Genomic DNA, 13,917 nt, shown 5'->3' with positions numbered 1-13,917 from the left:
TGCGCAAGGAGCGCAAGCTGAGAATGAAGCTCAGACTGATCAACGGCCCAAGCGGAGGTTCGAGCCCTCCTCCCGGTACTCGTGCCGGGGTAGCCCAGATGGCAGAGGCAGCCGGTCAAGTTCAGGCTCTCGCTCCAGACTCAGCATCGCCGTCGAGTGTCGGATCAACCGGGTGAAGGCAGTGATCGTTGAGATGCGGGTTCGACCCCCGCTGGGCCCTCCACACGGGCCCATGGCTTAATGGCAAAGCGCGACATCGTAATGTCTGACCTCCACCCTTAAACGCCGCCGGCACCACGATGTGACGGCTCACAGACCCCCGGGATTTAGGGCATTTCCCGGGGGTCGCTCCGTTCCCGGAGGCTCCGGAGCGCCCCGTTGCCGGTGTGACCCCAGCTCGACGTGGCCCAGGCGGAGTTCAAGACCCGCGAGCACGAGCACTTCGGCGCCTGAGCTTTCCCCGGTTACGCATCCCGGCTCGCTCGCTGTGACATGAATGGTGATGTGAAGACTTGCCAGGATAACCGTTTGGATGTTTTTGTAACCTCCGAAACGGACGATATCTCTGGAGTTCCTGCTCGTCACCTCACGTGCCCTATACCCTTCGCAAAGTCACGTTTCGGAGGTGTTCAGAGGGAGCCGGTGTGCCATTGTCGTGGGGCGAGCTTCCGGTCGGGAGGGTGCTCCGGCTTGCTGGAGTCGACTCTGGTATTGACGCCAATGTGATGGAATTGTTGTTGGATCCCTTGCCTGAGACCGGGCCCGCTGTCATCACCTACGCCGCGGGTGAGGGGGATTCGGTCTCGGAGTTGGTGGAGGCCATCCTCGGCGATCTGGAAATACTGGCCATTGGGCTTTTTCCGGGGTGGTTGCCCGAGGGGGAGAGGCTCTCCGGGCCCGGTGGTGGCGGAGTGGCGGCGGCGAGGGTCCTTGCCGGGCGGCTGGCGGCGAGCACTCGTCATTTCGGGCCGTTTCTGGCGGACCTTGCCGAGCGGGCCATCCGGCACCGCGGTCCATTGGTCTTCGGGCGGAGTGGTCCGGAGGGGCGATCGTTTCCGGCGGAGGTGCGGGCGGCCGGCCTGGCCCGGGTCATCGCTTCCACGTTCGGCCGCGCGTCGGCGGCGCTGGTGATCTATGTGCCGGAGAAGCTGACCTCCCACGGAGAGACGGTCCTGGTCGCCGGATGTGAGTGGTTGGCGCACCGGAGTGGCATGGGGATCTGGCTCGTGGGCCCTGAGCTGCGCCGCGTCGAGACCCTCCATCTGGAGGTGCCCGCGGCGGTCAGGAGGTTGGCCGGAGAGATGACGGCGCCGCCGCTCACCGCGACGGTGGGGGTGCCGCCCGTCGCGGGAAGGCCGCACGCGGGGAGTGTGGTGGAGCAGGCGATGGAGGCGGCTCTGGCGGGGTGCGACTGGGCTCATGGCCGGAGCTGGAATCAGATGTACCAGTCCAAGGATCCGTTGTTCGTCATGATTCGCACGGATCTCATGTGGGTCCGGGAGAAGTGTGTCGTGGAATTCGACGGGCCGGAGCACGAGACGTCGGCTCACATGGAGCGTGACCGGATTCGTGACCGGCACCTGGAACGTGACGGGTTCACGGTTTTGCGATTCACCAACCAGCAGGTGATGGGTGACCTGCGCGGGGTTTTGCGCCACATCGATGAGTTCCTCCGGGCGCGACGCCTCGGAATGAGCGAAGGAGCAGGCTGGTGTCCGAAGAAAGACTCACGTACCGGCAGGTCGCGGCATTGCTTGTGTTGAGGGAGCTTGGAACCGCGTTGGCCCACGGGAACCTGAAGGATGAATGGGGCGTGGAGCTCGATGCCAAGAACCGTGTGGGTCTCATCGACGCCAAGTTGATCGAGTCGGAGACCAGAGCCAGACGAGCTCTGTGGTACACGATCACGCCGGCTGGTGAAGATCGCGCGATCGAGGAAGTAGGCAAGGGAGTCCCAGTGACGTCCCGTTCGGGCAAAGCGCTGGCTCTTCTGTATCTGCGGTCCCTATTGGCGCCCAAAGCAACGATCCCCGTCGTCGAGGAACCCGTTCGGACACCGGTCGCGACGGTGTCGCCGGAGGAAGTGGAAGGACGGATTCGCGAGGCCTATGCGAAGATCACGCCTGGCGCCGGCCGGTGGGCCTCGATGACCAGGCTGCGAACCCTTTTGACGGACATCGACCGGGATCTCCAGGACGACGTTCTGCGCACCATGCTGCTGGCGGGGCGTGTGGACATCGTGCCCGTTGCGATCTTGGGGGACCTGAAGCCCGAAGACCACGCTGCCGCGATCATCATCGGCAGCAAGCCCAACCATCAGTTCCGCGTCGGAGCGTGACGATGGTTACCGAATGGTATGCGCTGGAGAGTCTCAAGATCTTCTCGACCGTCAACGCCAGTGGGGATGTGTGGCAGCCGGTTCCGTTCCATGTCCGCGAGATGCACCCGGCGGCTTCCTCCGCTCTCAGCTCGGGACTGGACGCCGCCGCCGGCTCTCCTGTGACCAGCCCGGTCGGGGTGGTCCTTGAAGGGGGCGCCGGAAGCGGGAAGACGCACCTGATGAGCTGGCTTCGTGAGCAGGTCATCCAGCGCGACGGTTACTTCTTCCTCATGAGCGTTCTCGATGCCCGCAACTTCTGGGAGAGCGCCGTCGTGTCCATCCAGGACGGGCTTGCTCGGGTGGGCACGGATGAGGAGACCCAGCTCAAACGATTTCTTCGCAATCTGACGGGCCTGATGCCGCTCCCTCGAAAAAGCCAGCAGGCGATCATCGGTAATCAGATGGTCACCCGCGAAGATCTCGATCTGTTCATCGAGGCGCTGTACAGAATCGATCGCAGGGTGGGAAGGGAATCACAGGACGTCGCTCGGGCTCTGGTGCTTCTCGGGGCCGGTCATCACGCGCTGGCGGACCTCGGAGAGTCCTACATCTGCTCGATCGAGGACGACGAAAGCTCCCGCCTGAGCTGGGGCTTCCGGAAGGTTCACAAATCTCCGCAGGAGATCGTCCATGACATCTCGCAGTTGCTTGCGTTGGCCGGCCCGAGTGTCATGGCCTTCGACCAACTCGACGCGTTCATCGCGCAGAGCGGCCTCTATGCCGAGGGCAGCCTCAACAGATCGGCGGCCTCGGCGGTTCTTCGGTTCGCTCACGGGCTGACCAACCTTCGTGAGGTGACCAGTAGAACCCTGACGGTTCTGTCCTGCCTGCCGGAGACGTGGACGCTGCTTGAGCAACTGGCTGTCGAGAGCTTCAAGGACCGCTTCCAGAAGGCCACGTACCTTCGGCGCATTCCGACTCCCGAGGTTGGGGCGGAGCTCGTCACCATGCGACTCGCGGAGCACTTCAAGGACATCGGATTCGACCGGCCATATCCAACGTGGCCGATCAAGCCGGAGGCCTTCGCGCAGGCTCCCTTCTACACTCCGCGTGAGGTCCTGGAATGTCTGTCCAGGCACATCCAGAAGTGTCTGCTCCAGGGCGAGATCACCGAGCTGGACAGCCTCGATGCCTCCTCGACCGCGATCGGTCGAGTCGGAGGGCGTGACTCCTGCGAGGAAGAGCTTCAGGGGATCGACACCAAGTTCGCGATGCTGGCGGATTCGGCGGACGTCAGTGGAGCGCTGGATGCCGAGCTGGAGGACACGGTTCTTCCCGGCCTGATCTCGGCGGGCCTGCGGGCCTGGATCGTGGAGCGGCGCGAGACGTCCGTGCGCTACCGGGTCGACCCGCCGATGGGCCAGAAGACGTCTCTTCACGCGGGTCTCAAGCAAGTCCTGAACGAGGCGACCGAGGACGAGATCCACTGGGCGTTCCGCGGGATCGCCGCCAAGCACCATCTCGCGGCGTTGACCCGGCTTCGAAAGGCGGTGCTCAAAGCCGGTCTCGCGGAGGAGAGTCCCAAGCGCCGGTTGATCATCATCCGGAACATTCCGTGGAACTCCGGGCCGGTGACCCGCGAAGCGGTCGCCGGGTTCCACGCCAGGGGCGGACGGGTGATCGCGGCCGGCGAAGAGGATCTCAAAGTGCTGTGCGCCCTGCGGGATCTCTTCGCGGAGAGCCTCCCGCACCTCGACCAGTGGATCGCCAGCAGGAAACCCACCGCCGACCTCAAGCTCTTCAAGGACGCCCTGGATGATTGGCCGGACCCGGCCGCTCCGCGGGAGCCGCAGGTCCCAGAAGAGCCTGAGGGGCCGCCCGCGCAGGCGAGGACTCTGCCGGCTCGTGAGCCCGGTACCTCGAACCACTCTCCGGGACACCGGGCGGTCGGGGTGCCGTCGTTGGTCGTGGGGCGTTCGTACGATCGCGGGTATCGGGTCTCGGTCGAGTTGGAGGCGCTGCGTAAGCACGTTGCGATCTTCGCGGGATCGGGCTCGGGGAAGACCGTTCTGATCAGGCGGATCATCGAGGAGTGCGCCCTTCAGGGGGTGTCCTCGATCGTGCTCGACCCGAACAACGACCTCGCCCGGCTCGGTGACGCGTGGCCGGAGGAGCCTTCCGCGTGGGGGCCCGGTGATGGGGGCCGGGCGGCTCGGTACATCGCGGACACCGATGTCGTGGTCTGGACACCGCGCAGGGAGAAGGGGCGTCCGCTGGCATTCCAGCCTTTGCCTGACTTCTCCAGCGTCCGGGACGATGTCGACGAGTTCAACGAAGCCGTCCATGCCGCCATGGCGGCACTCACCCCGCGGGCGAAGGCGGAAGGTACTAGCAGCAAGGCCCAGGTCGCTCGGGCGGTGCTCATGGAGGCGGTCGTCCACTTCGGGAAGTACAAGAGGGGCGGCCTCGACGGGCTGATCAATCTGCTCGCGGACTTTCCCGAGGACGTCAGTCAGATCAGCGGCGCGGCGAAGATCGCGGATGGGCTCGCCCAGGTGCTCCGGGCTGCTGTGGTGACCGATCCGCTGTTCGGCGGGGAGGGGGAGCCGGTCGATCCGGGGCGGCTTCTCACTCCGGCCGCGGGAAAGCGGGCTCGGGTTTCGGTCATCAGCTTCGTGGGGCTGCAGAGTGACTCCGAGCGGCAGTCCTTCGTGAACCAGTTGCAGATGGCGCTGTTCGCCTGGATCAAGAAGAACCCCGCCGGTGACCTGCCCCTCGGTGGGCTCTTCGTCATGGACGAAGCGCAGACCTTCGCCCCCTCGGGGGCCATGACCGCGTGCACGCAGAGCACACTCGCGTTGGCTTCCCAGGCACGGAAATACGGGCTCGGGCTGGTGTTCGCGACGCAGGCGCCGAAGGGCCTGCACAACCGGATCCCGGGCAACGCCGCGACCCAGTTCTACGGCCTGCTCAACGCGGATGTGCAGATCGAGGCCGCCAAGGCGATGGCCCGCGTCAAGGGCGGCAGTGCCGACGACATCGGTTCGCTGCGCAGCGGGCAGTTCTACGTCGCACCTGAGGGCGGGAGCTTCACGAAGGTGCGTACACCTCTGTGCCTGACCCATCACCCCAGGGCGCCGCTGACGACCGAGGAGGTCATCGCCCGAGCGAACCGATGAGCTCGCGGGCCGGCCGCGCTCGCCCGGAGCGTGGTCGACCTCGGTGATCGCCGTACCCGTCCCTCCCGCGTGCGGCCTGTTCGGTCCGCCGGTTGTTGCATATGGTGCAACGATGTAGACGTGATATGCAATTGTCTATTGACATCGTTGCATATGTTTCTACGATCGTTGCAACTCCAACAACGGTCGGACCGAAACTTCGGCCGGCTCTCGTCCCCTGGAGGGAAGCAGCATGCCCGTGGCGTATCCCCGTCGTTCGTCGAGATTCCAATGGAGCAGACGGCTGAGGTCGGTCCTCGCCTGCCTGACGGTCGCGGCCGGTGTCACGACCGGAGCGTTAGCGGCTCCGGCGTCGGCGGCTCCGGCCGCCCCCCTGGGGCCGGTCGTGGTCAGGACCGATGCCCCGCCGACCGGGTACGCGGTGAAGTTCCGGTACCAGGCGCCCGCCGGGGTCAACGCCGTTCATGTCTACGGCGACTGGTTCTTCTCCCGGCCGGAGAACGTCCTGTGCAACGACTGCGGCGACGGCCGTCCCCCCTCGGAGTGGCAGCCGGGCGACATCCAGGCGACTCCGTGGCGCATTCTTCCCATGGTGAAGGGTGCGGACGGGGTGTGGGAGACCACGGTCCCGCTGCCCGCCGGCACGTTCCGCTACGCCTTCACGCACGACTGCGCGAGCCCGGTGGCCACGGGCTGCGCTCTGTACGACGACCCGGTCAACCGGTGGGAGGTGCCGCCGCCGTATCCGGGCGCTCCGGGTGCGGTGCGTAGCCGGGTGTACGTACCGGTCAGCAAGAAGTTCCCCACCTACGACACCGGCTACCAGGCGCCGGTCGGTCCCGCCAAGCTCGGCAAGCTGGAGGCGCGGCGGTATCCGTCGCCGCTGTCGGCCAACCCGGCCGGTGTGCACGACATCGTCGTCTACACGCCGCACGGCTACGACCCGAACCGGGCCACGCCGTACCCGACCCTGTATCTGAGCCATGGTTCCGGTGACCATTCGACGGCGTGGACGATGCAGGGTGTGGCGCACCACATTCTGGAGAACGCGATCCGGGACGGTGCGGCGCAGCCGATGGTCGTGGTGTCGACCGACTTCAACGGCCTGCCCGGTGGCAACCAGGGTTACGCCGACGAACTGCGGAACAACGTCATCCCGTTCGTGGAGCAGAACTACCGAGTCTCCACCCGTTCGCAGGACCGCGCGTTCGCCGGGTTCTCGGCGGGCGGGAGCCGCGCCTTCACCATCATGTACGACAACACCGACCTGTTCGCCTACCACGCCGCTTGGAGCTCGGGCGGACCGGCGGCCTCGCAGGCGCAGATCGACCGGCTGAAGGCGGTGCCCGGCGGCATCTACATCGGCACCGGCCTCCAGGACCGCCTGGGCAACATCGCCCAGAACTCGCAGCTGCGGGCCGCCGCTCTCCGGGACGCCGGTGTCGACGTCACCGAGCACAACGTCGACGGCGTCCACACGTGGCATGTCTGGCGTCCCCTGCTGAACTTCTACCTGCGGAACCTCGCGTTCCGCACGACCACGACGGGCCTGGACGTCGACGCCGAGCCCGCCGGGAAGTCGCACAAGGTCAAGCTCACCGCGACCGCGACGGTGGGTGCCGTTACCGCCGGCGTCGCCGCGCCGAAGGGCAAGGTGGAGTTCTACGCGGGTGACGCCTACCTCGGATCCGCGCCGGTCAAGAATGGTGTCGCCACCTTCAAGAAGGCCGTCGACGGCGCTCTTCTCGACGGTCCCGTGAGCGCCCGCTACCAGGGCGACAAACTGTTCAACGCATCGCGGAGCGCGCAGGTGGACGCCGGCTGATCCCGTCCCTGCCCGGCCCGGTGGGCCCTTGCCGTGGCACCTCCCATCCGGAGGCGCCACGGCTAGGTGCCCGTCCGCGGCTGAGACCCCGGCGGGTGCCGCAGGAGGGCGCGGGGTGCCGGGTCTCAGCCCGCCGGTGGCACGGCCAAGGGCTCGGGTGTGTATCCGAGTTCCTGCGAGATCAGTGCCGAGGTCTCCAGCAGGAGGGGAAGCTTCTCCTTCAGCTGGTCCAGGCTGGCGATCACCTCGATCGCGGTGAGGGATACGGCCGCGATGACCTGCCCACGCGAATCCCTGACCGGTGCGGCGACGCACATGACGTAGGCGTCGTGCTCGCCGTCGTCGATGGCCCAGCCACGCTCGGCGACGCGGGCGAGCTCGGCGTCGAGGGAGTCGCGGTCGGTGAAGGTCGTGTCGGTGTACCGCTCGAAGGTGACGTGCGAGAGCAGGCGATCGCGTTCCTCCTGGGAGAGGTGGGCCAGGATCAGTTTGCCCACGGCGCTCGCGTAGATCGAGACGGCACGGCCGATCCGGGAGGGCAGCTTCACCGCGTCGAACGCGGGGCTGTCCACCTTGTCGACGTAGACGATCTCGTCGCCGGTCAGCTGTGCGAGGTGCACGGTGTGGCCCGTCTGCCGCTGGAGCCGGCGCAGGTGCGCGGACGCGAACTGACGCAGGTCCATGGAGCCGAGCGCCAGTTCCGACAGTTCGATGAGCCCGCTGCCGAACACATATGTCCCCGCCCCGGTCTTGCGGACGAATCGCGCGGCCTCCAGCGTCTGGAGGATCCGGAGGGCGGTGGATTTGTGGACGCCGAGCACGTCCGAGGCTTCCGTGAGTGTCAGCGGATGTTCCGCCGCCAGCCGGATCAGGTTGATCGCACGCTGGATCGATTGCGCCAACTCATCATCCTCCTTTGGGTGTTGCGTATTATGCAATATCCCCTATGACGTGCGCAACAACCACTTGACATCGTTGCACATGTCGCTACGATCGTTGCAATTCGCCCATAGGTTTCGGGGAAGTAACCGGTTACTACTCGGGAGTAACAATTGAGGCTGCAACGTGTTCGCCGCGGCGTGGTGGCGGCGGCGGCCGTCACAGGTATGGCCGTCGCCCTCTTGACCGGCTGTGGCTCCGACGGTGGATCCGGAGACGGATCCGGAGGCGGTGTGACCAAGCTGACGTTCGCCGCGTCGACCCTCGGCGATCCAGGCCGCGGGCCGCTGCTCACAAAGTGGCTCGAGGAGTTCAACAAGAGCCAGACCGCGGTGCAGGTCTCCCCCGCGGCGGTGCCGTACCCGACCTTCGGGCAGACCATCCTGACCCAGATGGGCAGTGGTAAAGGGCCCGACTTGATCCGCTTCGACATGCCGGAGTTCGAGTCCGCCTCGGAGGCCGGTCTCATCGCACCGCTGGACGACCTGATCGACGTCGGCAAGTACGACCTGCTCAAGCAGCCGGACCAGTTCATGGTCCACGACGGCACGCGTCACGGGATCATCTTCGAGGCGTCGAACTACGCGATGTTCTACAACGCCGATCTGATCTCCAAGCCCCCGACAAGCTACGAGGAGTTCGTCGACACCGCCAAGTCGCTGACCAAGGGCGACACCTACGGCCTGGCGTTCCGTCAGACGGAGGCCGAGGAAGCCGGTGTGTGGCAGGACATCTTCAACTACGTTTACGGCTTCGGCGGCGCGTGGTCGGACGGGCAGAAGCTGACGATCAACTCGCCCGAGAACCTCAAGGGCCTGCAGGCGTACAAGGACCTGTACGACGCCAAGGTGATCCCGCGTGGCGCGGACGCGGCGACGTTCCGCCGCATGTTCGCCGAGGGCAAGGTCGGCATGGAGCTCAACAACGGCGGCTACGTGACGGCGACCCGCGGTCAGAACGCCGATCTGAACTTCAGCGTCGCACCCATCCCGTTCCCGGTCCGCAAGCAGGGCGCGATCCTCGCCCCCATCGTCATCAACGAGGCGAGCCCGGCGAAGGAGGCGGCGGCCACCTTCATCCGGTGGGCGCTCGAGCCGGCCAACCAGGCCAAGCTGCAGGGGATCCTCGGCGCCAGCAGCGTGGCGACCGTCACCCAGCGAAGCCCCGAGCAGCTCGAGAAGACGCCCTTCCTCACCGTCTTCGACGGCCTCACCGAGACGAGCCTGCCGCAGATCGTCCAGGGGTTCGAGGCGAAGACGCCGGACATCCGCAAGATCGTCGTGCAGAACGTCGTCGCGGCCCTCCAGGGCACGGTCGAACTCAAGGCCGCGCTGGACCGCGCCCAGCAACAGGCGACCGAACTGACCGGTTGACCGGATGACGCCGCCGGCGGGAACCTCCCGCCGGCGGCGCACTACTCGAAGGACCGAACTCGATGACCGTGCTGGAACAACAGCAGAGCGCAGGGCCTCGATCCGGGAGCCGGCGTCGAGGCAGCCCGCTGGGAAGCAAATGGACCCCGTACTTCTTCCTGGCCCCCGCAGCCCTCTTCATCCTGGTGTTCCAGGTCGTTCCGCTCGCGCAGGAGATCTTCCTGAGCTTCACGCGGACGTCGCTGCTGAACCCCACACGCAGCACCTGGGTGGGGTTCGACAATTTCACCCGCATCTTCGGTGACGAGGACTTCCGCCATACCCTCCTCATCACCCTCGTCTACGTCGTCATATGCGTGGCCGGCGCCGTGGGAACCGGGCTCGCGGTCGCCCTGCTCCTGAACAAGGGCTTCCGCGGCCGGGGGGTGGCGCGCGCGCTCGTGACCATTCCGTGGGCGGCGCCGGGCATCGCGGTCGCGCTCATCGCGATGTGGATGCTCAACCCGGATTACGGGATCGTGAACCGGCTCCTGGAGACGGTCGGCCTCGGCGTCCCGGGTGGTGCCATCCTCGACAGCCCGCGGTACGCCCTCCCGGCGGTCCTCGCGACGACCATCTGGCAGCTGTTCCCGTTCACCTCCGTGGTGCTGCTGTCCGCGCTGCAGACCGTGCCCCAGCACCTCACCGAGGCCGCGACGATGGACGGGGCGGGGAGGTGGTGGACGTTCCGGGCCGTCACCTGGCAGGCCATCAAGCCGACCGTCGGCCTGCTCGCCCTCCTCATGACCATCTGGTCGCTGCGGCGATTCGAGCTCATCTGGCTCATGACGAAGGGGGGACCGGTCGGCGCGACCGAGACGCTGGTCATCGACCTCTACTCACAGGCCTTCGACTCCAAGCAGCTCGGCTCGGCGGCGGCGATCGGCATGGTCGGCGTCGTCATCTCGCTCATCGTCATCGCCGGCAGCCGGTTCGTCGCCCGTGCCGTCGAAAGGGAGGCTCGCTGATGAGACTGCCCCGCATCGGTCTGACCCTGCGGATCACCGCCGTCCTCGTCGTGCTCGGGATCGCGGTCTTCCCGTTGTACTGGATGTTCGTCACCGCGCTGTCGAGCAACTCGGACCTCTTCGCCCAGAAGGCCCGGCTCGTGCCCGACCTCTCGCAGTTCGGGGTCTTCATCGACGCGCTGGCCGAAGGCAAGGCGACGACCTGGCTGCTCAACAGCCTGGTGATCGCGGTCGGCACGACAGTCCTCTCGATCGGCCTCGGCATCCCGCTCGGCTACGCGCTCTCGCGGTTCTCGTTCCGGGGCAAGGTCGTCGTGACCGTCGTGCTGCTGTTCACGCAGATGCTTCCCGAGGCTCTCATGGTGGTGCCGCTCTTCGCGCTCTTCCGGCGATTCGACCTCCTCGACTCCCTCAGCGGCCTCATCCTGGTCAACTCCGCGTTCGTCCTGCCGATCGTCGCCCTCATCCTCAAGGGCGCGATCGACGGCCTGCCTCGCGAGCTGGAGGAGTCGGCGCGGGTCGACGGAGCACGGCCGCTCACCGTGCTGACCCGCATCAACATGCCGCTGATCGCTCCGTCGCTCGCCGCCACGGCCGTCATCGCGTTCTTCCACGCCTGGAACGAGTACGTGTTCGCCGTGACGTTCATCTTCACCCCCGGGATGCAGCCGGCGTCGGTCGGCATCGCCAACTTCATCGGTGAGCTCGGCACGCCGATCCAGACGGTCATGGCGGTGGCCTTCATGTTCACGCTGCCCGCCGTCGTCTTCTATCTGTTCGCGCAGAAGCACGTGGTGGCCGGCATGACCGCCGGCGCCGTGAAGGGCTGATCTGGAGCATGAAGATCACGTCGGTCGACACCTTCGTCGTCGACTTCTACCGCACCAACCTGGTGATCGTCCGTGTCTCGACGGACGAAGGAATCGTCGGGCTCGGCGAAGCGACGCTGGAGGGCAAGGAACGCGCGGTCCTCGGCGCCATCGCCGAAATGGCCGAAGCCGTGACCGGGATGGATCCCACCCGTATATCCGGCACCCTGTACGAGCTGGGGAGAGACTGGTACTGGCGGGGCGGCCCGGTCATCATGACCGCGCTGAGCTCGCTGGAGATGGCGCTGTGGGACATCTCGGCACGAGAGCTCGGCGTCCCGGTCTCCCGGCTGCTCGGCGGTGCCACCCGCGACCGGGTTCGTGCCTACGCCAACGGCTGGTTCTCGGGAGCCGTCACGGCCGAGGACTACGCGGCCGCCGCGAGGAGGACCGTCGACAGCGGCTTTCGCGGCCTCAAGTGGGATCCCTTCGAGAACTACGACCTCACGATCACCTCCGGGCAGCTGGACCGCGTGGTCGCGCAGATCGACGCCGTCCGCTCCGCCGTCGGGCGCGACGTCGAGCTGTTCATCGAGGGCCACGGCCGGTTCGACGTCAACCACGCCATCAAGGTCGCGCGGGAGATCGCGCAGTTCGAACCGGTGTGGTTCGAGGAGCCGTGCCCCCCGGACAACCTCGACGCCCTCGTCGACATCCGCCGGGCGTCGCCGGTGCCCATCGCCGCCGGGGAACGATGGTTCGGACGGCAGGGTTTCGCGCCGGCGCTCGCCCGTCAGGCGGTCGACTTCGTCCAGCCCGACGTGACGCACGCCGGCGGCATCGCCGAGCTGGCCTTCATCTCGACGCTCGCCGCGACCGGCTACGTCGGTTTCGCGCCGCACAATCCCAGCGGGCCGCTGAGCACCGCGGCGACGCTGCAGCTCGGGGCCGCCCTGCCCAACTTCCGGTACCTGGAGATCATGGCCACCGACGTCCCTTGGCGCCCGGAGATCACCAACGAGAGACTCGTACTGACGAAGGAGGGAGACGTCGTCATCCCGACCGGAGCAGGTCTCGGCATCGAGCTCGACCTCGACGCGATCGCGCGGTATCCCTTCACACCCCACCCGCTGCGGATGTTCCGGGACACCGTCTTCGACGTCCGGCCCGCGGACGAGCGGTCCTACTTCAATCTGGGAGACGGCGAATGATCCGGCCGTCGCCCGATGAGCTCGCCGCCGGGGCCGGCTGGTTCGGGACGGCCGCCGAAGCCCTGCCGGACGACGCCGCGGACAGTGTCCTGATCGGCCGGATCTGGGATCCCCTCGCCGGAGGGCCGTCACCCGTGGTCGTCCGCGACGGGGAGGTCATCGACCTCAGCGCGGAGTTCCCGACGGTCCGCGACATCTGCGAGCTGCCGGAACCCGCCGCCGTGGTCGCCGGGCTCGACGGCCCGCGTGCCGGCGCCTTCCGGGACGTGCTGGCCAACACCGGCGCCGCGGACCGGGACCGTACCCGGCCCTGGCTCCTCGCACCGGTCGACCTCCAGGCGCTCAAGGCCGCCGGGGTGACCTTCGCCGTCTCGATGATCGAGCGCGTCATCGAGGAGCAGGCCCGCGGCGACATGGCACTCGCGGCGGACATCCGCGCGCGGATGGTCGCCGGCCTCGGCGCCGACCTTCACGACCTGTCGCCGGGCTCCGAGGAGGCGGCGCGGCTGAAGGACCTGCTCGTCGCCGAGGGCGTCTGGAGCCAGTATCTGGAGGTCGGGATCGGCCCGGATGCCGAGATCTTCACCAAGGGTCAGATCCTCTCCGCCGTGGGAACCGCGGTGCCCGTCGGGGTGCTCGCCGTCTCGACCTGGAACAACCCGGAGCCCGAGGTGGCGCTCGTCGTCCAGTCGAGCGGCCGGATCGTGGGGGCGACCCTCGGCAACGACGTGAACCTCCGGGATGTCGAGGGCCGGTCCGCGCTCCTGCTGGGGAGGGCGAAGGACAACAACGCGTCGTGCGCGCTCGGCCCCCTCGTCCGGCTCTTCGACGAGGGGTTCGACCTGGAACGGGTACGCGGTCTCTCGGTGCGCCTGGACATCGAAGGCGTGGACGGCTTCCGCCTCGAGGCGGTCTCGGAGATGGCGCGGATGTCACGCGACCCGGAAGCGCTGGTGCGGCAACTGATCGGCCCGCACCATCAGTATCCGGACGGCGCGGTCCTGATGCTCGGCACGATGTTCGCGCCCATCCAGGACCGCGACCACCCGGGCGAGGGGTTCACGCACAAGGCCGGCGACGTCGTGCGGATCGGTTCCTCCGCGCTCGGCACCCTGGTCAACCGCGTCCGGCACGCCGAGGACTGCGCACCCTGGGATTTCGGGGTCCGCGACCTCATGGGAAATCTCGCGAGGAGAGGGCTGCTGTGAGACCCGGGAGTACCGTCGTCACCCGGGACGACCGGGTGACGACGCG

At 67.1% G+C, this 13,917-nt stretch carries 10 protein-coding genes; 9 read left to right on the top strand and 1 reads right to left on the bottom strand.

Annotated elements, in window-relative coordinates; genetic code table 11:
• Positions 1-725 precede the first annotated feature (725 nt).
• The 4 genes from ACFP1K_RS01820 to ACFP1K_RS01805 all read left to right on the top strand — a co-directional run bounded on the left by ACFP1K_RS01820 (position 726) and on the right by ACFP1K_RS01805 (position 7,324).
• The gene (locus ACFP1K_RS01820; protein ID WP_380746724.1) at positions 726-1,763 is read left to right on the top strand and encodes an endonuclease domain-containing protein; all 1,038 of its coding nucleotides are present in this window, start codon (positions 726-728) and stop codon (positions 1,761-1,763) included.
• Positions 1,712-2,338, top strand: a complete 627-nt coding sequence (locus ACFP1K_RS01815; RefSeq protein WP_380746365.1) for a hypothetical protein — start codon at positions 1,712-1,714, stop codon at positions 2,336-2,338. Before ACFP1K_RS01820 ends, ACFP1K_RS01815 begins: the two co-directional genes overlap by 52 nt.
• 2 nt (positions 2,339-2,340) lie before the next feature.
• A complete protein-coding gene (locus tag ACFP1K_RS01810) occupies positions 2,341-5,499 on the top strand; it encodes an ATP-binding protein (protein WP_380746363.1) in 3,159 nt (1,052 codons plus the stop codon).
• Positions 5,500-5,884: 385 nt separating this feature from the next.
• Positions 5,885-7,324, top strand: coding sequence for an alpha/beta hydrolase-fold protein (locus ACFP1K_RS01805; protein WP_380746361.1), 1,440 nt, complete (start codon positions 5,885-5,887; stop codon positions 7,322-7,324).
• Between the two features lie 125 nt (positions 7,325-7,449).
• On the opposite strand, the gene ACFP1K_RS01800 is transcribed toward ACFP1K_RS01805, so the two are convergent.
• Positions 7,450-8,226, bottom strand: coding sequence for an IclR family transcriptional regulator (locus ACFP1K_RS01800; protein WP_380746359.1), 777 nt, complete (start codon positions 8,224-8,226; stop codon positions 7,450-7,452).
• 270 nt (positions 8,227-8,496) lie between these two features.
• Between ACFP1K_RS01800 and ACFP1K_RS01795 the strand changes: the two genes are divergently transcribed.
• The 5 genes from ACFP1K_RS01795 to ACFP1K_RS01775 all read left to right on the top strand — a co-directional run bounded on the left by ACFP1K_RS01795 (position 8,497) and on the right by ACFP1K_RS01775 (position 13,871).
• Entirely contained in the window at positions 8,497-9,636 is a 1,140-nt protein-coding gene (locus ACFP1K_RS01795) for an ABC transporter substrate-binding protein (protein WP_380746357.1), read from the top strand.
• A 62-nt stretch (positions 9,637-9,698) separates the two neighbouring features.
• A complete protein-coding gene (locus ACFP1K_RS01790; protein ID WP_380746355.1) occupies positions 9,699-10,643 on the top strand; it encodes a carbohydrate ABC transporter permease in 945 nt (314 codons plus the stop codon).
• Positions 10,643-11,473 (top strand): carbohydrate ABC transporter permease, encoded by an 831-nt coding sequence (locus ACFP1K_RS01785; protein WP_380746353.1) that lies wholly within the window; start codon positions 10,643-10,645, stop codon positions 11,471-11,473. The genes ACFP1K_RS01790 and ACFP1K_RS01785 overlap by 1 nt, the downstream gene beginning before the upstream one ends.
• 8 nt (positions 11,474-11,481) lie before the next feature.
• Positions 11,482-12,663: a mandelate racemase/muconate lactonizing enzyme family protein gene (locus tag ACFP1K_RS01780; protein WP_380746352.1), complete on the top strand. Its 1,182-nt coding sequence runs from the start codon at positions 11,482-11,484 to the stop codon at positions 12,661-12,663.
• Positions 12,660-13,871, top strand: a complete 1,212-nt coding sequence (locus ACFP1K_RS01775; RefSeq protein ID WP_380746351.1) for a fumarylacetoacetate hydrolase family protein — start codon at positions 12,660-12,662, stop codon at positions 13,869-13,871. Before ACFP1K_RS01780 ends, ACFP1K_RS01775 begins: the two co-directional genes overlap by 4 nt.
• The last annotated feature ends 46 nt before the right edge of the window (positions 13,872-13,917 follow it).

Source organism: Sphaerisporangium aureirubrum (genome assembly GCF_042658925.1).
Classification (GTDB): Bacteria; Actinomycetota; Actinomycetes; order Streptosporangiales; family Streptosporangiaceae; genus Sphaerisporangium; species Sphaerisporangium aureirubrum.
This window is presented reverse-complemented; position numbering and strand designations above follow the sequence as displayed.

Coding starts and splice junctions, on each gene's coding strand:
- ACFP1K_RS01820 (WP_380746724.1), top strand. CDS start 726: ATGGAATTGTTGTTGGATCCCTTGCCTGAGACCGGGCCCGCTGTCATC.
- ACFP1K_RS01775 (WP_380746351.1), top strand. CDS start 12,660: ATGATCCGGCCGTCGCCCGATGAGCTCGCCGCCGGGGCCGGCTGGTTC.
- ACFP1K_RS01780 (WP_380746352.1), top strand. CDS start 11,482: ATGAAGATCACGTCGGTCGACACCTTCGTCGTCGACTTCTACCGCACC.
- ACFP1K_RS01790 (WP_380746355.1), top strand. CDS start 9,699: ATGACCGTGCTGGAACAACAGCAGAGCGCAGGGCCTCGATCCGGGAGC.
- ACFP1K_RS01810 (WP_380746363.1), top strand. CDS start 2,341: ATGGTTACCGAATGGTATGCGCTGGAGAGTCTCAAGATCTTCTCGACC.
- ACFP1K_RS01785 (WP_380746353.1), top strand. CDS start 10,643: ATGAGACTGCCCCGCATCGGTCTGACCCTGCGGATCACCGCCGTCCTC.